The following is a 24,251-nucleotide window of genomic DNA, read 5'->3' as shown; positions in this document are numbered from 1 at the left end:
CTTTGTCGTATCGGCGGTTTTATTATGGCTGTAACGAAGAATGAATCTCGACGATGCTGCTATCGTAGCTGCTGCCGTTCCATACGGAGTAGGATAGCTTGTTGCCTGAAGGGCTCCACGAAGTATTCACGGCGTTCTCGACATCGACTACGATACGGGTCGCTTCATCGGACAGAAGGTCGTGGACGTAGAGGCCTTTGACCATCGCGCCGTTTGCCTCACCTTGCATACTGTACGCGATCAGCCGCTGATCCGCTGACCAGGAGATTGCGCCGATTTCCGCTCCTTCCGCGATTGTCTTGGCGTTCCCTCCATCCAGATCGCACAGCACAAGCTTCACTTTAGTGCCGTCGTATTGCTTAACCAGCAGCTGCTTGCCGTCGGGCGAAGGAATGACACTGCCTACGGAACCAAGCCCCATATCCTTGGTCTCCTTGGTATCCAGATGGAGCACCTTCAGCGCTTCATCCGCATTGGAATTGTAGTATATGCTGCTGCCGAGCTTGGCTACGATAATCAGTGCGCCTTCTTTCAATTCCTCAAGCGCGGCGATATCGCCTTCGGTGGTCGCCGTGTAAGCTCCGCCTGCATAAGAAGCGCCGATAATACTGCCATCATCCGCCCATCCGGCGCTTATAGCTCCTCCAATGGGCTCACCGGCCAAACCAAACGACTTCAGCGTTTCCAGATTCATGACATAATAAGCAGGATCGCCAAGCGTGTACTCCTGGTAGATGAGATGTTTCTTGTCCGGCGACAAGCTGGCGCCTCCCAAGAACACATTCTCCTGCTCTTTCAGCGGTACGAACTCCCCTGTCTTCAGATCGACCCGGTACAGGCTGCGCGGGTAGGAATCCGCCAACTCCTCCAGCTTCATCTTCGCTAAAGAATCGTTCTCCTTGGATACAATGATTGTATCCTCGTCCAGCCAGCCGAATACTTCCGTCTTCCCGTACATCTTGATGTCGCCCAAAGTAATGGCCGGTCCGGCCGACGGTTTCTCGCTCCCTTTATCAATAACGGTAATGGTTTTCCCCGGCTCCTTAATGACCTGACGGTTCCCTTCGTTATCACCGCTGCAAGCGGTGAGGGTAAGCAGCAATGCGGGGACGCATGCGATAATGGCTAATTTTTTTGTATGGATCAATGTGATCGCCTCCTTCATGCATACAATACCAACCGAATGTTGCAAAAGAACGAAGGGTTGTTTCCAAGTTGTAAACAATCTTATCGGGATTGCATCGGAAACGTCAGTTGGAACGTCGTGCCATTGCCATCCGACTTCACGATGGAGATGCGTCCTCCCTGCGATTCGGCATACCGCTTCGCAATCGACAGCCCAAGTCCAGCGCCACCATGCTCCCTGGATCTGTTCCGATCCACCGTATAGAACGCTTCAAAAATCTTGTCCGCGACCTCTGCCGGAATTCCGATCCCCGTATCGGATATTTCGATGACAATCTCATTTTCTCTGACAACATTACTTACGCGGATGCGACCGTCCGTCCTGTTGTATTTGATGGCGTTGTCCAACAGGTTCGCAAGCACGATATTCATGTAATCCTTATCGGCTTCCATATAAGCTTCGTGCAAATCCGTCTCAAGCGTAAGGCCGAACTTCTCCATTTTGCCCTTGAGGAAGTCCAGCACCGTCTCAATGGTACTCCGTATCTCAAGCCTTTCCTTGTTATACTCAAAATCGTATTTCTCCATCGCGGACAGTTGCAGCACCTTCTCCACCATTTCGTAGAGCCGCTGCGTCTCTCCGGCGATATGGGTTTTGGCCGTAGTCAGCAGTTCCTCGTCATCGGGATACATGTCGAGCAGATCGAGATAGGCTTTAATGGAAGTAAGCGGCGTCTTGAACTCATGCGTGACATTGCCGATGAACTCCTTCTGCTGCCGATCCAGCTCCGATAACTTGCGAACCGCAAGCGCCAGCTTCTCCCGTTCCTCGTCCTTATCTCGCATCGTGGCCATCAGTCGTTCGCTCATGGCGGCAATGCCCGCGCCGAGTTCCCCGAGCTCGTCCCTGCGCTTCATATCCGGCACTGCGAACTGCCCCTCTCGAATACGGCTTACCGTAACGTTCAGCTTAATGATGCTGCGAGCGAAGGAGTTGAAAAACAAGTAAGCTAAGAGGAAGCTGAGCACGAACACGCCCGCTCCGATATAGTTGAACAATTGTTTAATCTCATAGTAGAAGACTTGATGGTCATGGAGGGAATAATAGAACTGGACGACGCCGACCTGCTCGCCTCCCGCGCGCAGCGGAGTCAAATAATACATGGACTCCCCTTCCACCAAATAAGCGGTCTTGTTCTCCAGTGCATACGCCAGTGTCTGCTTAATGCTACCAGATGGGGGAGCCGCCGCCTTCCTCCCCATGACGGCGCCGCTCCCATCGTACAGGACAACGGGCTGCCCGCTAATCAGCTCCAGCTGTTTGGCGAACGCTTCGCCTCTGGTCTTCAGGAATGTCTGGGGAACTTTGTTGGACTGCTCCATAATGGATTGGATAAAATAGACGTTCGCCGTGTCGGCTTGCTGAGAGAGAAGCCCCTCCACCTGCACGCGCTGATTCCGCTCAATTCCCTGCAGTACCAGCATACTGAGCACGATTACGGTGAGCAGCAAAATAGCGCCGAGGAACAGGCTGAATTTCAGCTTAATGCTAATTCTCACGGTGTCCTCCGGACGCCCTGTAGCCGACGCCATGCACGGTTTGGATGGTATCCCCGTAGTCGGGTCCCAGCTTCTTGCGCAGTCGCTGCACATGAATGTCTACCGTACGCGTACCTCCGTAATAATCCATCCCCCACACCAGGTCCAGCAGTTGCTCCCTTTCGTACACCCTGTCAGGATTGGCAGCCAGCAGCGCCAGCAGATCGAATTCCTTAGGCGTCAGCTCCAGCTGGCGTTCTCCCACCATTACCGTTCTTCTGGCAACGTTCACCTTCACTCCGCCTAGCTGAACCTCTCGCGGCTTCTTCTCTCCGGCATCTTGTAACCGTCTAAGCAAGGACTTAAGCCGCGCGAGCAGCTCCCGCATGTCGAAGGGCTTCGTCATATAATCGTCAGCGCCAAGCTCTAGCCCGAGCACCTTATTCACAATGTCTTCTTTGGCCGTCAACATGATGACGCCAATTCCACCCTTGTCCTGCAGCTTCTTCAGCACATCGTAGCCGTCCATACCGGGCAGCATCACATCGAGAATGATGGCGTCGGGACGCGTCTCGCCAAGACGCTTCGCAGCGATATCCCCGCGATCGATGACCTCCACCTCATAGCCTTCGCGCTTCAGGGCATAGGAGATTGCGTCCGCGATTGCCTTCTCGTCTTCGATGACCATGATCTTTGCTTGCATACCATTCACACCTGCCCCGTGTCGTTATCGTGTACTTCCATTATAAAGGCTTTGCAGCTGGAACCAAAATCCAGCCATGCAGAGAAACATATTATTCCGCTCTGTATAAATTCTCCATTTTTTTCTATAATTGAAACCATACTGGGGAGGGGACATTTAAATGAGAAAATTAGCCCTTTTGTTATTCGTTATTATAGTTGTACTTAGTTGTGTACCTAACCACGGTTTTAGCTCTACTACTATTTATTTGTCAGAATCAACAGGTTACCAACTGGACTGGGAGTATACGGAAACTCCACCGAAACGACCGAAGCCCAAACTCCTTAACTCCGCCTACTATGAAGCAAAATGGAAAATCGATAACCCGCTTCTCTTTAGCCTTGTTCAAGACAAGAACGGGATCCTTTATACGACCGATTCCGAAGACAATGTACATGCCGTCTATCCCAATGGCAAAATAAAATGGACCCTTCACTTAGATATGGGCTTTGAACTGTCGGTTATTTATTTAAAGCTAGGACAAGACGGAACTATTTATGCTTATAGTTCAGAATCTCTTTCAGAGCCGAATTTGACGTCAATTTATGCACTAGCTCCGGAAGGGAAAGTAATTTGGAAGATCCAATCAAGTACGATCTACAGCAGATTCAATTATCATTTTGCTGGCGATTCGCTTGGAAACTTCGTCTACTTTACAGAAGAAGGACTTGTCTCTCGAAATGCTAAAGGCGAAATCAATTGGATTAATAAAGAAATCCACACATCTGATCCGGGCAAATACTTAGAAAGCCTGCACCAGTCCCACGTGTATATTGATCCGGCAGGGAACATCTACGTCGATTCTGCCAACAAAGAAATCGTTTCGCTGGACTCTGCAGGCAATGAACGGTGGCATTCCAAACCTCAAAGCTACCTGAATGCTTTTAATGTTTTTCGCCCATTTTTTTCGGACGGCGGTCTACTTTACATGCTAACAATTGATGGCTTACATGCCTTAAAAGCTGCAGACGGAAGTGTAGTGGCCATTACTAGCGAGTCCGATTTAAGCGACATCCGATCCTCCGGTATTCCAACGGATGGCAAAGGCGGATATTATATTGAATACAGAGGGTTGGTTCAAAAAATCGATTACACCGGAGCCTCGAAGTGGGTGTACGTCCAGAGAGAAACCGAAAGGCAGGGCATCGGTTATATTGATATTCTCGCCACTGATGATCAAGGGAACGTCTATTTCCCCACGGGAGTTGGCAACATTATTGGATTAAACAGCGAAGGACAAGAATTTTTCGCGTTTCTTAGAAATGCCTATTGGTACATTATCTCTGAAGTTGTTGTCGGAAGAAATGGCAATATTTATTCAAGTAATATGGATATCGGACTTCTAGCCTTTGGTAAAAAACAAATCCAAGTATACGTGGATAACCTATATTTGCCTTTGCCGGTAGCTCCTATTAAGGACAACGGTACCGTGTCGGTTCCTTTTCGTTCCCTTTTCGAGAGTTTGGGTCTAACCGTAAGCTGGGATTCTATATCGCAGACCATTACCGGTTCAAAGGAAAGCTTATCCATTCAGATGACTCTTGGCTCTAAAACCGCTTTTGTAAATGGTCAAGAAAAGCTACTAACCGTGGCTCCTATAATCACAAACAACTCCACCTATGTACCTCTCCGATTCGTTGGAGAAGCACTTGGAAAGAACGTAAGCTGGGATCATAAAAGCTCTTCCGTCAATATTAATTCGAGGACTTGACTCTGTTTCCATTACTGCGCTAAGGAGTTAAAGAAAAACGGTTGAGCGAGTACAATCCGCTCAACCGTTTCTTTATGTCATAGCAAACCTATTTAAACAAATCGGGGTAGATTTCTTTGGCCAATTGCTCCATTCCATCAATCGTATTGTAACTGTAGCCGAACAAATAGTTATAATCCATAATATAAATTTGTTTGTTCTTAATGGCTTTCATACTGGATAATTTCGAATTGGCATACATCTCTTCTCTCACTTTGTTGAGATCCGTATCATCCCACTTAGGCAAGATCAAGATGTCCGGATTTGTAGCGATCAGCGTTTCGACGCTGACGTCTCCTTTTTCCTGCACAAATACGTTATCCAGCTTGATCATGCTAAAAGCATCATTAAAGAAGGATTCATCGCTTGCCGGATAGACATACAATTCTTTCGGATCGTTAGTGTGCAAGTAGGCGAACGTTTTGTGGTCTTTAATGTTTTCCAATTTGGCAAAGATCGAAGCTTGCTTATCTTTCAGCTCTTTGATGAAGCCATCAGCTTTATCTTTAACGTCAAATATGTTCCCGATGTTCTCGATATCCTTATAAATCGAATCATAAGTCCCGCTTGTAATCGACGACTCCAGCACGTACGTTTTAATTTTCAAGCCATTGAGCGTATCTACCGTTCCTACTCCCCAGTCCGCGTTTTCAAACAAACCGCCTCGACCAAACACCAAATCCGGATTGGTGCCCATGGTGACTTCTTTTCCGACATACTCGTCGCTCAATATGTTCAGCTTCTTATATTCGGCCTCTACCGATGGGTCAGGCACTCCGAAATTAGCCCCTACCCCAACGATCTTGTCACCCAAACCCAGATGCAGCAACAGTTCTGCCGCCGGACGAGTATTGGCCATGATTCTTTCGGGCGCACGATCAAATACTTGATCTTTCTTCTCCCAGCTTGCTCCTTCATTTGCTCTGGCAAAGTTTTGAATCGTCAGCGGATACTTCGCTTGCGTCGTCTCGGCTTGTTCTGCATGGTTGGTATTCGAACTTGCACAACCGGTTAGTGATAGGGCTACAGAAATCGCAATACTGAATAATAACGTCTTTTTCATCATGTTCTCCTTATAAGCCATAAGCAAATCCAATTCCGTTCGTGACCGGATTCGTGAATGTTTGGCATTTTATTTGGTATAGGGTTTCAATGGTCGCTGAAGTCAACACTTCTTGCGGCGTTCCGTGAGCGTACACTTCCCCGTCTTTCATAGCGTAGACGTAGTCGCAATATTGGGCAGCCATCTCTAAATCATGAAGCGCCGCCAAGACGCCAATGTCCAACTGTTTGACAATCGATAGAATTTCAATTTGATAACGGATATCCAGATGATTCGTCGGCTCATCCAAGATCATAAACTTAGGCTGCTGCGCAATGGTTCTGGCCAGAATAACCCTTTGTTTCTCCCCGCCGGATAGCGATAAGTAGCCGCGATGTTTATAGTCAAGCAAATTCGTTCTAGCCAACGCTTCTTCCACAATGGCCAAATCCGCTCGATTATCGGACTCCAGCATTTTTTTGTGCGGCGTCCTGCCGAGCATCACCATTTGCTGCACAGACAAATTAAAGCTGATATCGTTAAATTGGCCTACGACGCCTAAGTTTTGCGACACCTTCTTTTCTGAGCTTTTCAGCACATCGAGGTCATCTAGAAACACGACTCCTTTCTGAGGTGTCAGGCTTTTATAAATGCTTTTGAGCAAAGTCGATTTCCCGCAGCCATTGGGTCCAATCAGCCCAACGAACTGTTTGTTCTTCACTTGGACCGAAACATCTTTTACGATTTCTTTCTTGCCGATTCGCACTTCCATTCCCTTGGCAACTAGTTCCATTCCCTACCCCCCAAAATTATAGCCTCGCTTGACAATCATATAGATAAACAAAGGCGATCCGATGACAGAGGTAATGATTCCGATCGGAAGTTCAATGTTGTGGATGATCGTTCTGGACAGAATGTCCGCCCATATCATGAACAACCCTCCCAGCAGCAGCGTCCCGAGCATCAACCTCTTATGGTCGGTGCCAAATATCCCTCTGGTGATGTGCGGGATCACCAAACCGACAAATCCAATCATGCCTGAGTAGGCAACCATGGTTCCCGTAACAAGAGCAACAACAATCATGTAAAATTTACGGTATGCGCTTAAATTAATGCCTAGCGTGACCGCGGATTCATCGCCCAGCAGCATGGTATTCAATATTCGATGTTGGAATAGAAACAGCACTGCTCCAAGCACCACGACAACAGCCATAATCGGTACCCGATCCCAGCTTGAAGAGGCCAGACTGCCCATCGACCAGAAAGTAACCGTCTTGATGCCTTCCGCATTGTTGGCAAAATAAATGATTAAGCTGGAGAACGATCCGCATAACGCGCCGATGACAACGCCGGATAAGACAAGTTTCACAGACGTTGCCTTGCCCCCGATGCTCGCTAACAGCAGGACGGCGATTGAGGTTAACATTGCCCCTGCAAAAGCGCCAAAAGCGACGCCCATCTGCACCAAATAGGCTCCGCTTCCGAATCCCACCAATATGGCAAAGGTTGCACCCAATGAGGCGCCGGAAGAAATCCCAAGTATGTAAGGATCCGCGAGCGGATTTTGTACTACGGCCTGCATGACCGTCCCGCATAGCGAAAGTCCAATACCGATCAACAGTGCATAGATCACCCTGGGCATCCTTACCTGCATGATAATGTTGATAAAGGATTCATTCTCAACCTTATCGAGTGACCCGAGCGTACCATTGGTCAAAGCATGCAATACGATTTCTTTGGATTGCGCAAAGGGAATATTCACTTGTCCGATGGACACCGAATACACGACAGATAACATCGTCAGCCCGATCAGAAGAAAAATAAATAAATAATACCGCTTGCCCATGCCGAGATTGTCTAGGTTTAGGTCATTTTTACTCAAAGCTTCACTCTTTTCTCTAAGGCATTGTATTGTATTGTTTTGTTTTGTTTGATAATGATTATCATTATCGCTTATGTAGTATAAAACGGGTAGCATGAAAATGCAACAAAATAATCGTTAGGGGGCTCGACATCCCGGGTTTCATTCTAAAGGACCATGAGGGCGTTACTCGTCATTTGGTTGAAATAAGAGCTCTGTGGTTCGTTAGCGTGAAAACTTCGACCCACAAAAAAAATCGCCGGGGCTTGTAAGCCACCTGGCGATGTTTTCACGATTCGAATTCGTCTAGCGGGTAGATCGGCCTTATCAGATTGCGGTAGGCAAACCGCATCAAGTCTGCGTCGCAGCAGCCCGGCGTGTCGGCGTCGAAGCTTCGTTTGGCGACTGCGCCGAACGCCGTTCGCCAGGCGAGCGCCAATTTGACCGCGATAATGCGGTAATCGGAGGGATCCAAGCCAAGAGACGTCACGTGCCCGGCATCCCAAGGCGGTACCCGTTCTTCCGTGAGGATGACGGTCAACTGTCCGGCTTTTACGACGGCCGTCAAGCCCATTTGCGCTAATTGGCCGGTCATATACGGCCCGACATGGCGATAAGCGCCGTCCGAGAGGTGGACGACCATGCCCGCGATCGGGACCGGCGCGCCGTGTTGGCCGTCGCTCTTCCCGCCGACCGCGCCTTTGAATGCGGCGCCAACGCCTGCTGCGTGAGCTTCACGCGCGGCATCGCGGTCGCGGACCACGATGAGCGCCGGCACGGACGTGTCGCGAAGCGCCTCCAGCAGAAACGTGCCGTCCGCAGGCGAGCCGCCACCGACGTTGTCCGCTCCCTCGACGAGGACAACCGGTCCTTCCGGCTCGGCCAACGCAAGCGCGATTGCTCGATCGCGCGGAACGAGTGTCGGCAGGAACCGCTCCCGCGTCGTCCAGGCGGCATCGCGCAGCAGTTCAACGCACCGCCCGCCAAGCGCGGGATCTCCGTCCGTTAAGGCGAGAAACGACATCCCGGCATCCGGAACATCGCCGTATGGGAATCCGCCAACGACCGATACTTTCAACACGCCGGGTTCCTGTTCCAGCTCTGCCGCCAAGTCCATCAGCTCGGACATTGGCGCCTCGCTCGTGCACATCATGCGGGGGACGACGAGCATGCCGGCCCGCTTCCACGAGACGACGGGCCGGATCTCGCCACGTATGGTCCGAGCCAATAACCGCGTTGCATCGACCGCCCGGTCGTATACATCTACGTGCGGGTATGTATCGTACCCGACCAAGATGTTGGCATGCTCGATCATCGCACGGGACAAGTGGGCATGCAAATCGAAGGTAACAGCTATCGGCATGCTCGAACCAACGCGTTCCCGCACCGCCCGAATGAGATCTCCTTCGACGTCGAAGCTGGATTCGGAAACCATCGCGCCGTGAAGGATGAGCAGAACGCCATCCTCGTCGCCTTTCAAGGTTTCCAAGACTTCATCGATTAATCGCGCCGCGGCAGTTTCCTCTACGATGCCCGAAGGCGTCGCGTATGCATACAAACCCGGTGCCAATTCGACGCCGGCTTCATCGGCCGCGTCGATCACGCCGCCCATGGACGTCCGAGTCCCTCGGTAACGAGCAAAGAAAGCATCCGCGCCGCTCGTGTATTCATGCCGGAAGTCGTCCAGCCCCGTCTTCCCCGGCGCGAACGTATTGGTCTCGTGATAGATGCCGGACACGGCGATCCTGGGAATGCGTTTATTGGTTGCGACCAAAACGAATTCTCCTTCCGTCAAGCGCGCCGGGAGCCGGCTTCGCCGTCCAGCAGCCCTTTGAGATAACCAAGCGCGAACAGTCGACCCATCGACTCGTAACCGGGATCGTCGTTGTTTTCTCCGTACAGCGTAGGCACGTGGTCGACTCGCACCGGCCCTTCGTATCCGACGGACTTATACGCTTGGATGGACGCGAACATGTCGGTTTGCCCGTTATCGTGGAACGTCTCCGAGAAATTCTCTTTGGTGCCGCGGATATCGCGGAAATGCACGTAGAAGATTTTTCCCTCGCCTCCGAATGCCTGAATCTTCTTAGGTACATCTTCTCCAGCGGTCGCGAAAGTGCCTTGGCAGAACGTCACGCCGCTAAACTCGCTCGGAACGAGACCAATCGCCTGCTTCATCGCGGACGCGCTCGTAATGATGCGGGAAATACCGCGGATCGGCGACAACGGCGGATCGTCGGGGTGAAGCGATAGCTTGACCCGTGCTTTCTCCGCCACCGGCACGACTTCCTTGAGGAACGATTGCAAATTCGTCCACAGCTCGTCTTCACTAACGATACCGGCTTCCGTAAGCGGTGCATCCGCCATCTTGGAATGGTCGTACCCGGTGACGATTGCGCCGCCCCTCTCGGGCAAGTCCATGGACGTCCGCACCCAATTGAAATGGGCCATAAAGTTATAGCACAAGACGGGAATGCCGAGCTCTCCCATATTGCGAATCAGCTGCTTACACGCCGCGATCTCCGTTTCGCGCCTCGCGTTCGCCAGCCGCACGCCATCCATCTGCCATTCCAAGCCCGGCTCGAATACTTCGAGCTTCAAACCGAAATCCTCGTACCGCTTCTTCTGCTGCGCCATATCCCGCAGTTCGAAGGACGGGCGTCCATTGGCGTCTTGCGGCAATCTCGCGACGACGTGCGTTACGCCGGCTTGCTTGGACAAATGCCACAACCGGTTCGGTTCGTTCGCCAATACTTCCGCGATTTTCATTCGATCGTCCCTCCGAATCGTCGTTTCGCTTGCTCGATTGCATATTCCAGGCGGATTAGCGTGTCGGCGATGTCCTGCTCCGTGTGGGCGGCGGACACGTACCAAAGCCCGCTTGGTCGAAGCGCAACTCCGTGAAGCAGCGCCTCTTCCGCGAAGGCGGCGTACAGCTCCGTATCTCTTGCAAGGAATTGTTTATAATGCCTCACTTCCGGCTGATTGGTAAACATGACGTGAAATACCGGTCCGAAAGCGTTAATTACGCATGGAACATGAGACTTCGCGAACAGCGCCTTCAGTCCGTCGACCAACAAGTCCGCGATGTGTTCCATATGACGGTACGCAGCGCCATTGTCCCGGTTTAGAATATCGAGGGACAGCACGCCGGCCGATATTGAGAGCACGTTGCCGTTCAACGTGCCCATGTGGTTGACGACGCCCCGCGAAATCAAATCCATAATGTCCCGGCGTCCGGCGACCGCGCTTAACGGGAACCCTCCCGCAATCGCTTTGCCCATCGTCACGAGATCCGGCAAGATGCCCAGCCTCTCCTGTGCGCCGCCGGGTGCGACCCGGAAGCCGGTAATTACTTCGTCGAGAATGAAGACGATACCTAGCTCCCGCGTGCGCTCGCGGATCCATTCCAAGTAGCCTTCCAGCGGCCGGATGCACCCCGAGTTGCACAGAACCGGCTCTGTAATAATCGCTGCGATTTCGCTTCCCCACTCGGTAAGTACGGCTTCCAGTGAAGCTTGGTCGTTCCATGGAACGACTAGGACGTCCTCGAGCGCTCGGGTGCTTTGCCCACCCGTTCCGGGCGCCGTCGCCGGCGGGTACGCCGGATTAACGGAAACGCCGGACGGGAACGAGGCGTTGACCCCGTCCGACCAGCCGTGGTAATGGCCTTCGAACCGGACGATTAGGGAACGCCCCGTATAGGCGCGCGTCAGACGGAGCGCGAGCATGACCGCTTCCGTGCCGGATCCGCTGAACGCGACTTTCTCGGCGTTCGGCACGAGCTCCGTGATTCGCCGCGACAGTTCGATCTCGCCTTCGTGCTGCATGCCGAACTGCTGGCCTTTGAGCAACCGGGCGGATAACCCCTCGAGCAGCTCCGGATGGGAATGGCCTAATACGAGCGGACCGTAGCCCATGATATAGTCGACGTAATCGTTGCCGTCCACGTCCTTAATTCGTGCACCGCTGCCGCTTTCCGCGAACAGCGGCACCGGCTTCATCGCCGCGCGCAAATTGCTGGAGACGCCCCCGCATAACGTTTCTTTCGATTGCTCGTAAAGCGCATACGATTTGTCCAACGCGTATTTCTCCATGGTTCCCCTTCGCCTCCCGATCGCTTTCGAATCACGACTTTTATTGGTAGCGTACTTTGAGGCCTAACTCCTTGGCGCCTTGTCGAACGCTCGCTTGCGCACGTGTCCATAAATCATCGTCGAGCCTCGCCTTCGGAATGGATACACTCATAACTGCGGCCATCCGTCCCTGCGCATCGACGATGGGGGCGGCGACGCACTGGACGCCTTGCACCGCTTCAGAATAGCTGAATGAGAGGCCGTCGCGGCGAATCGACTTCAACTGTTCGTCGAGCGCCGCCCTGCTCGTCAGCGTCGAGTCGGTCAAGGAGCCGAGTTGTTCGTCCGCATACAATGAGTCCAACTCCTTCGTGGTCAAGCCGCTAAGCAGCATCTTGCCCATGGCCGTCGCGTGCAAAGGCAGCTTCATGCCGATGTGCGAGACGATTCGGATCGGATGCGTGCTCTGCTTTTCCGAGATGTACAGAATGTTCTTGCCGTTGCGGATGGACAAGTAGACAGCCTCGTTGATGTCGTCGACAATCCGCTGTGCGACGTATTGGAATTCGGTAATCAGGCTCGTATTTTGCGAATACTTCGTGCCGATTTCCAAGATTTTGTACCCGATCCGGAACTGCTTCTCGCTGCGATCCGTTTCCAAGTACCCTCTCGAGAGCAGGTTGCGAAGCAGCTTATACGTGCTGCTCGTTGGCATCGCCAGCACTGTGGCGATCTCCGTCAAGCTCATCGGCCCCGGCTCAGAGGCAAGCAGCTCGATAATATCCAGCACCCGGTCGGCCGACTTTACGACTTCGGTATTTTTTTTCGTCATCATTCCGATCGCCCCTCCCAATGGTCGGCGGACGCTCGCCAGCTGTGAACGGGTTGCCAGCCTAGCGTTGCCTTAGCCTTCGCGTTGCTGTAAAAAGCGTCATACCCCTCGAACGAACCGCGTACATCGCTTACGTCCAAAAAATACGACTCCAGCAGTTCGCGGGAAGTCCGTGTCTGGAACGTATCGTCAGCGGCGATGTTCAGCGCGACGCAGCCGAGTCCGTCGCGCTCCGCCGCGAGCAGGCAAGCTTCCACGGCGTCGCGAGCGTCCACGTAACTCCACAGCACCCTGCGAAGTTCTTCCGGCTTGTCAAGGCAAGACTTGAAGTACGCGTAATATTCTTCGCTAATAAGTGAGGATAGGCGCAAACTCACGACCTGCATGCCCGTTCTTCGATGAAAAGCTTCGCCCGTCAATTCGTTGACGGCCTTGGATAAGCCGTAGCAATCTTCCGCCAGCAGCGGATGATCCTCGTCTACCGGCACATAAAGGGGCGATAGCGGCTTGTGCGCCCAAGGAAATCCGTACGCCGATTCACTGGAAGCGAGCACTACTTTGCGAATGCCCCGCGCCGCTGCGGCTTCGAGCACGTTGTAAGTAGTAGTCGCGTTGTTGCCGAATACGACTGAGGCGGACTGCAGCTTCGGGTTCGGGATTGCCGCCATGTGAACGACCGCATCACACCCTTCGAGCGCTTTGAGTACCGCGTCGTAATCACCCAAATCCAACACCTGTACCTTCGCACCGGGCCGTCCATGAAACGCCCCGTCGTCGGCACGGTCGATAACGACCACTTCGTATCCCCGCCGCAGCGCATCTTCGACGAGTTCTCGCCCGAACGATCCATTGCCTCCGGTCACCGCTATTTTTCGCATCGTCAGGTCTCTCTTTCTTTTTACATATGTAAATTTTATTTCCAATTCGAAATATACACCAATAATATATACATCTAGTGGAATGTTGTCTATAGAAATCAGTCGTGTTTTCATAAGGAAAAAACGCGCCAAAACTACAAAAAACGGCCCCCCGCGATAAGCGGAAGAGCCGTTGTACATCCTTGCTTCTTTATTCGGTTAAACTCTTTAAGACAGCGCCAAGTCTGTCCAAATTCTGTTCGTTCGCCTCTTCGCACATCGACTTCAGCTTGGCGTAATCATCAGCGGATTCAAAAGCTTGGCGGAACACGATCTCCGTTCTACCATCGGTTTCTTCGAAATCAGCCGTCAATATAAAATACGGGTTGGAATCGTGTCTCAGCACGATCCGCTCAGGTCCAACTTCGCGAAACACGTTACGATTTGGATAATCCACGTCGTTAGGACCATGCATCGTAAATTCCCATACGCCTCCGGGACGCAAATCGAACTTGTGAATCGTATTCCTAAACCCGCTTGGTCCCCACCACTGTGCGAGTAGTTCCTGTTCCGCCCAAGCCCGGTAGACCGTTTCGCGCGGAACATCGAACCTTCTCCTGGACACCAGCTCATGCGTCTCGTCATTGCTTTCCCCAAGCGATTTGCCGAGCAGATCCAGAAGAAAATTCGTTCCATGCTCGCGTTGTTCGGGCTTGTCGTAACCGTCAAAAAACGCGCCTTGCTCCGTAAACGTCAGCTTAACGCCTTCTTCGGTCTGAACGAATTCAACCGTCGTGACGGATACGGACATTCGGTCTTCATCTTGATCCAAGCTGTACGTGTAAACGATGCGTTCATTGGGTACGATTTCCTGATACAAGGCGTCAAACGTATAGACAGCGCCGCCCGGAGGACCGCCCCGGCTGAATTCGCGTCCTCCGACACGAAACTCGAATTGCTCCGCTGGCGAGAACCACCGCGCTTTGGCGATTGGGTTTGACCATGCCGCATACACTCTTGCCAGAGAGGCACGGTAAATGCGCTCAACTTTGAACGTCGAGTGAGTCGTAAATCTTGGCTTCATAAGAAGTCCTCCCTAAAATGATGTCTCTTACGGCTCTTTCAGAAAATCATCAAGCTGATCCAATCGGTGCTCCAACTCCATTCGGCGCTCCAATATATATTTCTCCTGGCTTGCCTTCATCGTCTCCAGAAGCGAGACGAATGCGTCGACGGAAGGCGGTTGCTGATCGTTCATCTTCTCGGCCACCCGTTCGAGCTCGAATAGGAGCTTCCGTTGCGATTCGATCGTTTGACGGACGCGTTCAATCTGAATAGCTACGATGTCGTAAGGAGTATACGCATGGCCTTGCAAAGTCGTCTGAATTTCATCAAGCGATAAACCTAAGTCTTTAAGCGCCATGATCTGCTGCAGCCGCCTGATGTCGGCCTCGTTGTACAAACGATGCCCCGAGTCAGAGTGTCCGGAGGGCATAAACAGGCCGATCTCATCGTAAAACCGAAGGGTGCGTATCGTCAGTCCAGTGAGTTTGGCCAGATCCCCCACCTTCCAATGCTTCTGCATAATCCGCTCCCTCCCCTTGCACTAGCTTGCTACCGGTAATTTAAGAATAATACATAACGTTACGTAAGGTGCAAGCGAAACTTTCGGCTCTATTGAAACCATGGTACAATTTTCTATTATACGAAAAGGGGTTAGCATTATGAGAGTTAAGCTGGAGGGTCTTACGATTTTGGCCGATGATGTCGCATCGTTGGCAAGCTTCTATAAGAATGCAATCGGATTCCATGCGGCTGTAGAAGAGGAACATTACGTGGAGCTGGTAAACGACGGCATTCGGCTTTCATTCTGCTCAAGGTCTTTAATGGCGGAAAACACGAATAACCATCGATCTTTCCTCGACAATCGCCAAGGCCAAGCTTTCGAGCTCAATTTCGAGTGCGATTCTCCCGCGGCCGTGTATGAGCTGTTGGAGCAATACGTCTCGAAAGGCGCCGTGGCGATTTCCGAGCCGACACTCAAGCCTTGGGGACACACGACCTGCTTCTTCGCCGATCCCGAGGGCAATATCCATTCGCTTTTTGCGGTCAATCCGACGTAATTGGTCTAGTACTGAGGATGTTCACCGAGCCGTTTAAGTGGTAAAATTTAGAAGGTGTAACACCACAAGGTTTTCCTTGTGTTTATATAGATATTCCACATACAAAGGATGATATTTCATGCAAATCACCTGTAATCGTCAAAACAACCGGAGAGTGACTATATTCTAGCTCTCCGTAATTAAAGGAGAGAGTTATGACTCATAACGAAGTAATTCATATTAGCAACGCCTATTTACTTCCCCTAATAGCAGAGCTGTACGGGTTAGACGGATATGACATCCAACCTGTCCCTGCTCATGATGGAGGGCGGAATGTCGTTTATACGTGCGAGAGAGAAGGCGCCGGTGCAAAAGTAATCCGAATTGCATTCTTAAGCGACAGGAGCCGGGAAGATTTCCTGGGAGAAGTTGAATATATCCGGTATTTGTTCGAACACGGCTGCAGTGTCTCGGATGTAGTCAGCTCCAAGAACGGAAATCTACTCGAAGAGATTGCCCATCCTAACCGAAACTTCTTTGTCTGCGTATTCGATAAGGCCAAAGGCAAAGGACTCGCGGAAAATCATTATCAGTATCGGGAAGGGGTTCCGATTACCGAATATTATTACAACTGCGGTAAAGTCCTCGGTAACATGCACCAATTGTCGAAAGGGTTTACTCCTATCCATCGCCGGCATCATTTTTTGGATAAATACAATATCGACTATATCGACCAGCTGCTCCCCGACTCGTTGTCTCTGCTTAAGAAGAAGCTTGCAGAACTCCTTGAATCATTAGCAGCATTAGACGAGAGCCCTGCGTCTTTCGGTATGGTACATTTGGATTACAGCGATGGTAATTACATGATTGACTTTGATACCGGGCAAATCACTGTTTTCGATTTCGATAACGCTTGCTTCTGTTGGTATATGTATGATCTGGCAAATGTCTGGACGCACGGCGTCGGCTGGATCCAATTCGAACAGGACGTCCACAAACGCAAACGGTTCATGGAAGAATATTTTGAAACCGTCCTTGCGGGATATCGTTCAGAAACCGAAATCGAAACCTCCATGCTCGAAAAACTGCCCTTATTTATTAAAGCAACCCTCATGGAAAGCATCGTTGATGCATTCGAAGTGATGCGCAATAATGGTGAAGAACCGGAATGTGACGAGAGGCTGTCCTATCTTATCAAATGCATGGAAGACGATATTCCGTATGAGGGGTTTTTCCATGAAGTTTATTCCTGTGAAGAGCCCTTTGAGTATGAGGTAAGAAAGATTTAGCCTTTGTATAATGTTATTTTCTATAACGATGTAAGAACGGATACTTCCGACGGAAGTATCCGTTTTCTTTCCTCTTCGCGGTCTTCCACAACCGCTTAACTACTTATTATTTCGTTTGTTAACTTCAATCGCAATGAACTCCGGCAAATAATGAGGCGTACAGTTCTTTGCTACCATTTCATCTTTATAAAGACCCGTTTTCTCACCAAGTTCAATACACCGTGCTCGATTCTTTTGATCATAGATGCCAATCCAAGCTGCGGTGAAATTCATAGCCCATTTAACTTCCGGTTCTTCCTGCGTAATACTAGCTTCAATTTCAGATAGTAAGTCTGCGTTGTTATCAGGCGGTGTTTGCCCAGTCCATCTTAATCGCGCTTTATAATACCAGAAGGCTCGCCTTTGAAGAGCATAAGGACTATTTTTCCATAACTCCATCCACGCAATAATCTTCTTGTCTTTGGTGAGCTGATTAGCCATTAACCAATCCATTAGGTTATTTCGCTCATCAAATGTATGAATCTGCATATCCTTATCAAGCTTATCTAGCACATCTTGTGAAAGAAGGTTTTTATCCATAATTAAGATGGCCAATAGTCTGGGCATGTACTCTTCAGTTGACCAAAGTTCCATAGCTAATTCGTGATCTTTTTTAATGACCTTCGCGATTTTTCGTAAGTCGCCTAGCATCGTTTTACTATTGATCTGTGTTAAAATGTTTTCTGCTTTTGAAGAACGTTTCATTTCTGTACTTTTAATCGTATTCACTTGACCCAACTCCTTAATTACAGCTATTGGCCCCTATTCTTCCCCGTTAGTGCAATCATACCATGCACTTAGAAATGATTGGCGCCTTTCATCGTTAACCTCTAGAGGTCGAGGGAATTGTAATATTTATATTAAAAAAAGACATTCTACAACCTTTTCCATTCTGCATGAAATATGATAAATACAATGATTTGAGCCAAGGAGGTTACCGATGATAAGGCCCGCTGCTCACATTACAAACCCCTTTACCGGACAAAGAATGATTTTCCGCATAACGGGAAAGGACTCGAATGGATCCTTATTAGAAATTGAAACCTTTAATCCACCAACAACGGAAAGAGAGCCGATACATATTCACCCCAAACAAATAAGCTCCTGTGAGGTTATTTCCGGAAAAGTTCATTTTGAAGTAGACGGAAATACTAAAATATTAGGGCCGGGCGAAACCATCGAGGTTCCTGCTGGGGTACCTCATCGTTTTTGGAATGAAGATGCTATCAAGGAGGCTCATACGATTCAAAGATTTTCACCTGCATTGAATACGGATGAGTTTTTTATAACCTATTTCGCATGGGCAAGAGACGGCAAACTCAATAAGAAAGGACTCCCTAATTTGGTTCGCATGTCACGTCCCGCTTTATATCATCAACATGCAATTCAGGTGGTAAAGCCGCCTTGGTATATCCAAAAATTCATTTTCACAACACTTGCACCCTCGCCATAATTCTAGGTTATCAAGAAAAATATCAATAAATCGTTAAATAAAGCATCTGCATACATTTGTTGATTTCATGCTGACTTCAGCGCATAAAAATACAGAGCTGCGGCAATCATCTTGCCGTGCTCTGTACTGTGGACTTCACACTAATATTCAACTTTCCGCTCTTACTCTTCCCCAACCGCAATCGGATTCCCCTCATACGTAACCAATCACTCCAGCTGTCGGATGCCTCTGTTGTAATAGAACCCTGACCACATCTTCTTTATTTGTTATTTTCGGTTGCAGCGGGAATAATGTAATCTGTCACCAAAGGAGCGGCATCGGAATTCTCTGTGGATTCCCAATTAGATGTGACGACGATGACCAAGTTAAGGTCGGGTATGACACGAATATGCTGACCCCCGTGTCCGCTAGCCTCATAAGTGAAGTGCTGATTGCCGCTTTTGTCTTTCATTTCCGTAATCCAGAACAAGTATCCGTATCCGTAATCTTCCCCAGGGTCAATTTCAACCTTCTTATGGATTGAGGCTTCCACCCATTGTTCCGGAATGATTTGTTTTTCCTGCCATCTTCCTTTTTGAAGATAGAGATAACCAAACTTGGCCATGTCCCGCGTGGTGAAAGCCATTTCAGATCCTCCCGCGTATATTCCCTCAGGGCTCTGCCTCCACTCGTAATTTGTAATCCCTAATGGCCCAAATAAGTTACGGTCTGCAAAATCCTTGGTGGAACTGTTGGTTGCCTTGGTTAGAACACCTGACAATAGATGTGCGAGACCCGTATTGTAATCCCACTTCGCGCCCGGATCGTTAATCATTGGCTTGTCGATCGCATTTGCTGTCCAGTCCGAACTCTCGAAGTAGCTCATATAGTCTTTATCAATTGACTCCAAGCCGCCGCTCAAGGTTAACACCTGCTCGATAGTAATATTTTTTTTACGCGGATCCGTCTGGTCTTTGAAATAATCAGGCAAATACTCTGAAACCTTTGTATCCAGACCTTTTATTAGACCTTGATCAATTGCGATTCCCGTCAACGCGGAGATCACACTCTTCGTAACGGAAAAAACTCTGTTGTGTGTATCCTTATTACTGCCATTGTAGTATTTTTCAAAGATAATATTGCCGTCCTTGACAATCAACATACTGTTTATTTTCTTATGATTCTTACTAATTTCTTCGTCCATTCGTTCTAGTTGCTTATCATCGACCCCCAGTTCTGTCGGAGCGGCTTCTTTCCATTCGAAGTTACTCTGAGTACCGGATTCGGATACTTCCTTCGCTGCTTTATCCTTTGTTGAATTACACCCGAATAAAACAACTGCTAGGATCACGATCACAATCAACCGTCCCATTAATTTGCCCATATATGAATCTCCTTTCAACCTCTTAATGTCCTCTCTTCCATCCGCTGACCTAGTTACCTTCCAGAATTTAAAAACCGCTTGTGTCCAGAGTCAGTCCGAAGCAAAAATAAGCGATCGGCCGTTCAGCATGAAGGCCGGATTACTTCCAATTCTTCCTCCTTTGACTGTCATCCGATTGGATTCTACCATTCAAGGGTAGCATCCTAAATGGCATAGAAATACTGAATAAACGGAGATTTTATACTAGAATTTGTTGTAGTTTACAACAGTTAGGATAAGTCTTTGGCTTATCGTTGATTTAAGGGCTAACCGACCCTTTGTCTGTTTATATAGCGCATTGTGATGTATATTCCAGCGCACCGTTTGGTCTGAACCGCGCAGAAATGTTTTCAAAACCGCATGTTGATTTCGGCGCATAAAAAAACAGAGCAGCGGCGTCATTTACACCGTGCTCTGTAATAAGGTCTACATACTGCTATTCGCCTTCCGGCGTATTTTCATCCCCAACAGCAATCGGATTCCCTTCATACGTAATCCAATCACTCCAGCTCCCCGCATACAACCTTACATTCGTAAAGCCCGCTTCCTGCAACGCCAGCACATTCGGACAAGCCGTCACACCCGAGCCGCAGTACACAATCGTCTCGCCGTCCTGCGCCAGTCCTTCGAACCGTACCGCCTGCTCCTCGGCGCTCTTCCACTGCCCGTCCGCACCACGGCCTTCCGCCCAGAAGCGGTTGATTGCGCCCGGAATATGGCCGGCAACGCGGTCAATCGGCTCAACCTCGCCGCGATAGCGTGCACCTTCTCGCGAATCAATAAGCGTCACGCCGGCTTTGCCCAGCTTCTCTTGCACTTCATCGACCTCAACAAGCATGTTATGCTGCACCGTCGCGAAGAATGGACTCGGGATAAGTATCTTCTGGTCCGCCGATACAGGGAAGCCTGCCTTTTGCCAAGCCGTGAAACCTTCATCCAGCACAAACACCTGCTCATGGCCGAGGTACTTCAACAGCCACCATAGACGTGATGCCATTGCTCCACCTTGATCGTCATATGCGATAACGCGCGATGCATTGCCAATACCAGCCCGGCTTAGCGTACCCGTCAGCTCCGCAATGTCCGGCAGCGGGTGGCGACCGCCATGCTCCGTAATCGCCGATGACAGATCCTTCTCCAAATCCAAATACACCGCACCCGGGATATGCGTTTCATTGTAAGCCTCACGGCCGGACTCCGGCTTGCCCAGTTGGAAGCGGCAGTCGACGATTACGATATCCGATTCATACATACGAGCGAGCAACCATTTAAGCGATACAATATTTTTCATTCTATTAGCCGCCTTCCTTATTCTCATTATTTCGTTTCCGTTACCTTAAATTATACATCATTCCACCGCCGCTTCCACGCACGAACCAATTCTGCTACGATAAAGAGGTTTACAATCCCTGAATTCCGAAATTCCGCCACAAGGAGCCAACGCATCCATGACCGCTTCCACCGACAACGACACCGACCAAGCCCTGCCTGCCAAATCCCAATTCACCGTCGTGCCGCTATCCGACGCATTAGCAGAGGAGCTTAGCACCTGGCGGTATGAACCGCCCTACGATTTCTACAATTGGTCCACCTGGGAAGTCATGCAGCAGCTCGGCATCGAGTTTGGCGACGCCTATGTCCGGAAGCAGCAGTATGCCGCGGTGACGAATGAAGACGGTCACTTAGTCGGCTTCGCACAGTTCTTTCCCTTGCTCGGCGTAACCCGCATCGGACTTGGATTACGACCAGACCTATGCGGCACAGGACTCGGTCTTCCGCTCGTACAAGCCATCATAGCAGAAGCCATCCACCGCGCGCCAACCGACGAAATCGATCTTGAAGTGCATGTCTGGAACACGCGTGCCATACGCACCTACCAACGCGCCAAGTTTGTCATTACCGACACTTATGCCAAGCAAACAGCCACCGGAACGGTCGACGTACACTGCATGTGTTACGCGCCATAATCGCCCATATACGCACAACAGCGCGGCCTTACACGGGCGGCGCTTTCTTTTTATCGTGCTAAAAGCTCCCGCTCCCGCATATCCGTAGTAGTGTCACGAGTCATTACTTTTAAAGGAGGCGGGTCCAATGAAAGTTTTGAACATCGTCAGCTTATTAGTCCTAATTCTCGGCGGCCTGAATTGGTTGGCAGTGGGGCTTTTTGAGTATGATGTCGTTTCAGAAGTTTTTGACGGGTCAGATTCCGTAGGTGCCAAGATCGTGTACATTGTTGTCGGGGTAGCTGCCCTATACAGCTTATCCTTCTTCTCCAAAGTGTCGGCAGAAGACTAACGTCCCCCCTTCCGCACCCAAGCGGATAATCCATCGTATGACAAAATAAGAGCCCGTCCCAAGCGCTTCCTGCGCGGGGCGGGCTCTTTTCTATTAGCGTTCACCTTCGAGCTCGGCCGCATCCAGAAACAGAATACAGCTGCCGCCAACCGGTACCGATATAGTCCGGATGCGGTCGAAGGAATCGAGATCCGTGTACGTCTGCGAAACCATCGCTTGAGGCCGATCTGCGAACTGAGCCGATAACGGGATAAAATAAGGCCGCCAGCTCCAATTATGCCCCCGATACTGCGGTTCTTTAATCCATCCACCATCGCTGACCCGTTGAAAGTTCGAGCTGACCTGTATGCCGTCTTGCCTGCACAGATAGAGGCGGATACATGGCGAGTCCACCAAGGTCAAGCTGCCCAGCAGCTCCTCGATGAAGTCATCTCCCGCATCACTGCCGCGGCTGCCAACTCTCCTCTCCCATACCTGATCAACCGCCAGCTGCACCCGTTCTGCTTCCGCACTCCAGTGCCGCTCTACATGCAGCATTCGTGCCCGGCGCCGATCCAATCCCGCCTCCAGCAGTCCGGCGAACGACAGTGCCGGCCGGAAAGCGGCCACCGCAGGCGAGAACAGAAACCCCTGCACATACCGTGCACCAATTTCAATCGCCCGCTGCAAGTCTTGCTCGGTTTCCACGCCTTCCACCAGCAAGGAGGCGCCAATTTGATCCGCCAATGTAGAGAAGGAGCGCATCACGCCATAGTAACCGCTGTGCCGCTCGCTCTTCTGGAGCATATGAATATCGATCTTCAGAATATGAGGCTGAATTTGAGCAATCCGGTCAATGCTGCTAAACCCGCTGCCCACATCGTCGATAGCAATCAGGCACCCATAATCCCTGTATAAATCCACTACCGCGCGCAGCTGCTCCATCGGCCCCAGAAACGACTCTTCGGTAATTTCAATGACGACCCGCCGCGGGTCAATCTTATATTTATCAAGCAGCTGCAGCGTCGGAAGCTCCCCGGTGGCCACATAGGTTTGATAAATCCACGAAGGCTTTAAATTAATGAATAGCTTCCCATACTCCGGATCACTCGCCGCAAATTTCGCCAGCGCCTGCTCCCGCAAGTTTCGGTCCACCCGAATCTGCTCCGCCATCGGCACGGTCTTGTCCGCGAAGAAAGGCCCCACACTCCGTACTCCTTCACCCGCGCGAATGCGACCAAGCGCTTCATAGCCCATGATCCGCCTCGTATCAAGCGCAAGTATCGGCTGATAATACGGAACAAGTCGACTGATCATATCCTTATATAGATCCTCATGCAAGCCATCTTGCATGCGCTGCGCTTCCGCCATCACCGTTGCTCCCCGAATCTTGGAATATGATGTCATATTTTCTGACATCGCTAGTTCCACCTATTGTAAAGTAGCCGCATTAGGTTGTAAAGTCTCCACCCACATCTCTTACAAATCACCCAATAATAGGTGCGTAGCGCGCACAAAAAAACGCCGATTACCCGTTCCCGGGAATCGACGTCCGATAGACCTCATTATAGCGCTCCGCCGACTGCATATCGAGCTCCGTTAAGCCCCCCGCATGCCAAGTCGTCAAACGCAGCGTTACTTTCTTGTAATCAATGCCAATGAACGGATGATGGTTCATCGCCTCCGCAATATCAGCAACCTTACCCACGAAGGCAATCGCCTCCACGAACGTGCCGAATCGGTAGCTCCCTTGCATCCATTTCTCATCCTGGCGTGACCATCCGGGGAGTGCCGCAATAGCCTCGTCAGCCGCTTCGGATTGCATTTTCACCATTTTACCCAATAGGCGCACCTCCCCCATATCA

Annotated in this window: 24 protein-coding genes; 6 read left to right on the top strand and 18 right to left on the bottom strand. The window is 50.5% G+C overall.

From position 1 onward, the window contains the following. Positions 1 to 22 precede the first annotated feature (22 nt). The 3 genes from AC0YNS_RS25150 to AC0YNS_RS25140 form a co-directional block, all read right to left on the bottom strand. Positions 23 to 1,147, bottom strand: a complete 1,125-nt coding sequence (locus AC0YNS_RS25150; protein WP_475783680.1) for a TolB family protein — start codon at positions 1,145 to 1,147, stop codon at positions 23 to 25. A gap of 80 nt (positions 1,148 to 1,227) precedes the next feature. Further along, a complete protein-coding gene (locus AC0YNS_RS25145; protein ID WP_475783679.1) occupies positions 1,228 to 2,685 on the bottom strand; it encodes a sensor histidine kinase in 1,458 nt (485 codons plus the stop codon). After that, a complete protein-coding gene (locus AC0YNS_RS25140; protein ID WP_475783678.1) occupies positions 2,675 to 3,367 on the bottom strand; it encodes a response regulator transcription factor in 693 nt (230 codons plus the stop codon). The genes AC0YNS_RS25145 and AC0YNS_RS25140 overlap by 11 nt, the downstream gene beginning before the upstream one ends. 160 nt (positions 3,368 to 3,527) lie before the next feature. Between AC0YNS_RS25140 and AC0YNS_RS25135 the strand changes: the two genes are divergently transcribed. Continuing rightward, positions 3,528 to 5,117: a stalk domain-containing protein gene (locus AC0YNS_RS25135; RefSeq protein WP_475783677.1), complete on the top strand. Its 1,590-nt coding sequence runs from the start codon at positions 3,528 to 3,530 to the stop codon at positions 5,115 to 5,117. A gap of 88 nt (positions 5,118 to 5,205) precedes the next feature. Here the strand turns inward: AC0YNS_RS25135 and AC0YNS_RS25130 are convergent, their stop codons facing one another. From AC0YNS_RS25130 to AC0YNS_RS25085, 10 genes are all read right to left on the bottom strand, one after another. Continuing rightward, positions 5,206 to 6,219, bottom strand: coding sequence for an ABC transporter substrate-binding protein (locus AC0YNS_RS25130; protein ID WP_475783844.1), 1,014 nt, complete (start codon positions 6,217 to 6,219; stop codon positions 5,206 to 5,208). A 10-nt stretch (positions 6,220 to 6,229) separates the two neighbouring features. Further along, the gene (locus tag AC0YNS_RS25125; RefSeq protein ID WP_475783676.1) at positions 6,230 to 6,991 is read right to left on the bottom strand and encodes an ABC transporter ATP-binding protein; all 762 of its coding nucleotides are present in this window, start codon (positions 6,989 to 6,991) and stop codon (positions 6,230 to 6,232) included. Positions 6,992 to 6,994: 3 nt separating this feature from the next. Beyond that, positions 6,995 to 8,044, bottom strand: a complete 1,050-nt coding sequence (locus AC0YNS_RS25120) for a FecCD family ABC transporter permease (protein WP_475783843.1) — start codon at positions 8,042 to 8,044, stop codon at positions 6,995 to 6,997. A 304-nt stretch (positions 8,045 to 8,348) separates the two neighbouring features. Continuing rightward, positions 8,349 to 9,797 carry a M81 family metallopeptidase gene (locus tag AC0YNS_RS25115; protein WP_475783842.1) on the bottom strand — a complete coding sequence of 483 codons (1,449 nt, stop codon included), beginning with the start codon at positions 9,795 to 9,797 and terminating at the stop codon, positions 8,349 to 8,351. Positions 9,798 to 9,850: 53 nt separating this feature from the next. Beyond that, on the bottom strand, positions 9,851 to 10,828 hold the full coding sequence (locus AC0YNS_RS25110) for a mannonate dehydratase (protein ID WP_475783675.1): 978 nt from the start codon (positions 10,826 to 10,828) through the stop codon (positions 9,851 to 9,853). Next, the gene (locus AC0YNS_RS25105) at positions 10,825 to 12,156 is read right to left on the bottom strand and encodes an aspartate aminotransferase family protein (protein WP_475783674.1); all 1,332 of its coding nucleotides are present in this window, start codon (positions 12,154 to 12,156) and stop codon (positions 10,825 to 10,827) included. Before AC0YNS_RS25105 ends, AC0YNS_RS25110 begins: the two co-directional genes overlap by 4 nt. A gap of 40 nt (positions 12,157 to 12,196) precedes the next feature. Further along, positions 12,197 to 12,970, bottom strand: coding sequence for an IclR family transcriptional regulator (locus AC0YNS_RS25100; protein WP_475783673.1), 774 nt, complete (start codon positions 12,968 to 12,970; stop codon positions 12,197 to 12,199). Beyond that, positions 12,967 to 13,959 (bottom strand): NAD-dependent epimerase/dehydratase family protein, encoded by a 993-nt coding sequence (locus tag AC0YNS_RS25095; RefSeq protein WP_475783672.1) that lies wholly within the window; start codon positions 13,957 to 13,959, stop codon positions 12,967 to 12,969. Before AC0YNS_RS25095 ends, AC0YNS_RS25100 begins: the two co-directional genes overlap by 4 nt. Before the next feature lie 76 nt (positions 13,960 to 14,035). Next, a complete protein-coding gene (locus tag AC0YNS_RS25090) occupies positions 14,036 to 14,908 on the bottom strand; it encodes an SRPBCC family protein (RefSeq protein WP_475783671.1) in 873 nt (290 codons plus the stop codon). 27 nt (positions 14,909 to 14,935) lie between these two features. Continuing rightward, the gene (locus tag AC0YNS_RS25085; protein WP_475783670.1) at positions 14,936 to 15,409 is read right to left on the bottom strand and encodes a MerR family transcriptional regulator; all 474 of its coding nucleotides are present in this window, start codon (positions 15,407 to 15,409) and stop codon (positions 14,936 to 14,938) included. A gap of 139 nt (positions 15,410 to 15,548) precedes the next feature. Between AC0YNS_RS25085 and AC0YNS_RS25080 the strand changes: the two genes are divergently transcribed. Both AC0YNS_RS25080 and AC0YNS_RS25075 read left to right on the top strand, forming a co-directional pair. Further along, positions 15,549 to 15,947, top strand: a complete 399-nt coding sequence (locus AC0YNS_RS25080) for a VOC family protein (RefSeq protein WP_475783669.1) — start codon at positions 15,549 to 15,551, stop codon at positions 15,945 to 15,947. A 194-nt stretch (positions 15,948 to 16,141) separates the two neighbouring features. Next, positions 16,142 to 17,215: a phosphotransferase enzyme family protein gene (locus AC0YNS_RS25075; RefSeq protein ID WP_475783668.1), complete on the top strand. Its 1,074-nt coding sequence runs from the start codon at positions 16,142 to 16,144 to the stop codon at positions 17,213 to 17,215. Between the two features lie 99 nt (positions 17,216 to 17,314). Here the strand turns inward: AC0YNS_RS25075 and AC0YNS_RS25070 are convergent, their stop codons facing one another. Further along, positions 17,315 to 17,983 carry a DNA alkylation repair protein gene (locus tag AC0YNS_RS25070; protein ID WP_475783667.1) on the bottom strand — a complete coding sequence of 223 codons (669 nt, stop codon included), beginning with the start codon at positions 17,981 to 17,983 and terminating at the stop codon, positions 17,315 to 17,317. 211 nt (positions 17,984 to 18,194) lie between these two features. On the opposite strand from AC0YNS_RS25070, the gene AC0YNS_RS25065 reads away from it, so the two are divergent. Then, entirely contained in the window at positions 18,195 to 18,707 is a 513-nt protein-coding gene (locus AC0YNS_RS25065; RefSeq protein WP_475783666.1) for a cupin domain-containing protein, read from the top strand. Positions 18,708 to 18,966: 259 nt separating this feature from the next. Here AC0YNS_RS25065 and AC0YNS_RS25060 read toward each other — a convergent pair whose 3' ends face one another. Both AC0YNS_RS25060 and AC0YNS_RS25055 read right to left on the bottom strand, forming a co-directional pair. Beyond that, complete coding sequence (locus AC0YNS_RS25060) at positions 18,967 to 20,070, bottom strand: serine hydrolase domain-containing protein (protein WP_475783665.1); 1,104 nt, start codon at positions 20,068 to 20,070, stop codon at positions 18,967 to 18,969. A gap of 475 nt (positions 20,071 to 20,545) precedes the next feature. Continuing rightward, entirely contained in the window at positions 20,546 to 21,400 is an 855-nt protein-coding gene (locus tag AC0YNS_RS25055; protein WP_475783664.1) for a sulfurtransferase, read from the bottom strand. Between the two features lie 157 nt (positions 21,401 to 21,557). Here AC0YNS_RS25055 and AC0YNS_RS25050 point away from each other — a divergent pair, with 157 nt between their 5' ends. Beyond that, the gene (locus AC0YNS_RS25050; RefSeq protein ID WP_475783663.1) at positions 21,558 to 22,076 is read left to right on the top strand and encodes a GNAT family N-acetyltransferase; all 519 of its coding nucleotides are present in this window, start codon (positions 21,558 to 21,560) and stop codon (positions 22,074 to 22,076) included. A gap of 127 nt (positions 22,077 to 22,203) precedes the next feature. Then, the gene (locus AC0YNS_RS25045; RefSeq protein WP_090983907.1) at positions 22,204 to 22,407 is read left to right on the top strand and encodes a DUF378 domain-containing protein; all 204 of its coding nucleotides are present in this window, start codon (positions 22,204 to 22,206) and stop codon (positions 22,405 to 22,407) included. 93 nt (positions 22,408 to 22,500) lie between these two features. On the opposite strand, the gene AC0YNS_RS25040 is transcribed toward AC0YNS_RS25045, so the two are convergent. Next, positions 22,501 to 23,805 carry an EAL domain-containing protein gene (locus AC0YNS_RS25040; RefSeq protein WP_475783662.1) on the bottom strand — a complete coding sequence of 435 codons (1,305 nt, stop codon included), beginning with the start codon at positions 23,803 to 23,805 and terminating at the stop codon, positions 22,501 to 22,503. 109 nt (positions 23,806 to 23,914) lie between these two features. Then, positions 23,915 to 24,220, bottom strand: coding sequence for a 4a-hydroxytetrahydrobiopterin dehydratase (locus AC0YNS_RS25035; RefSeq protein WP_475783841.1), 306 nt, complete (start codon positions 24,218 to 24,220; stop codon positions 23,915 to 23,917). Positions 24,221 to 24,251 lie beyond the last annotated feature (31 nt).

The sequence above is a fragment of the Paenibacillus sp. J22FR21 genome (assembly GCF_056269135.1).
This window is presented reverse-complemented; position numbering and strand designations above follow the sequence as displayed.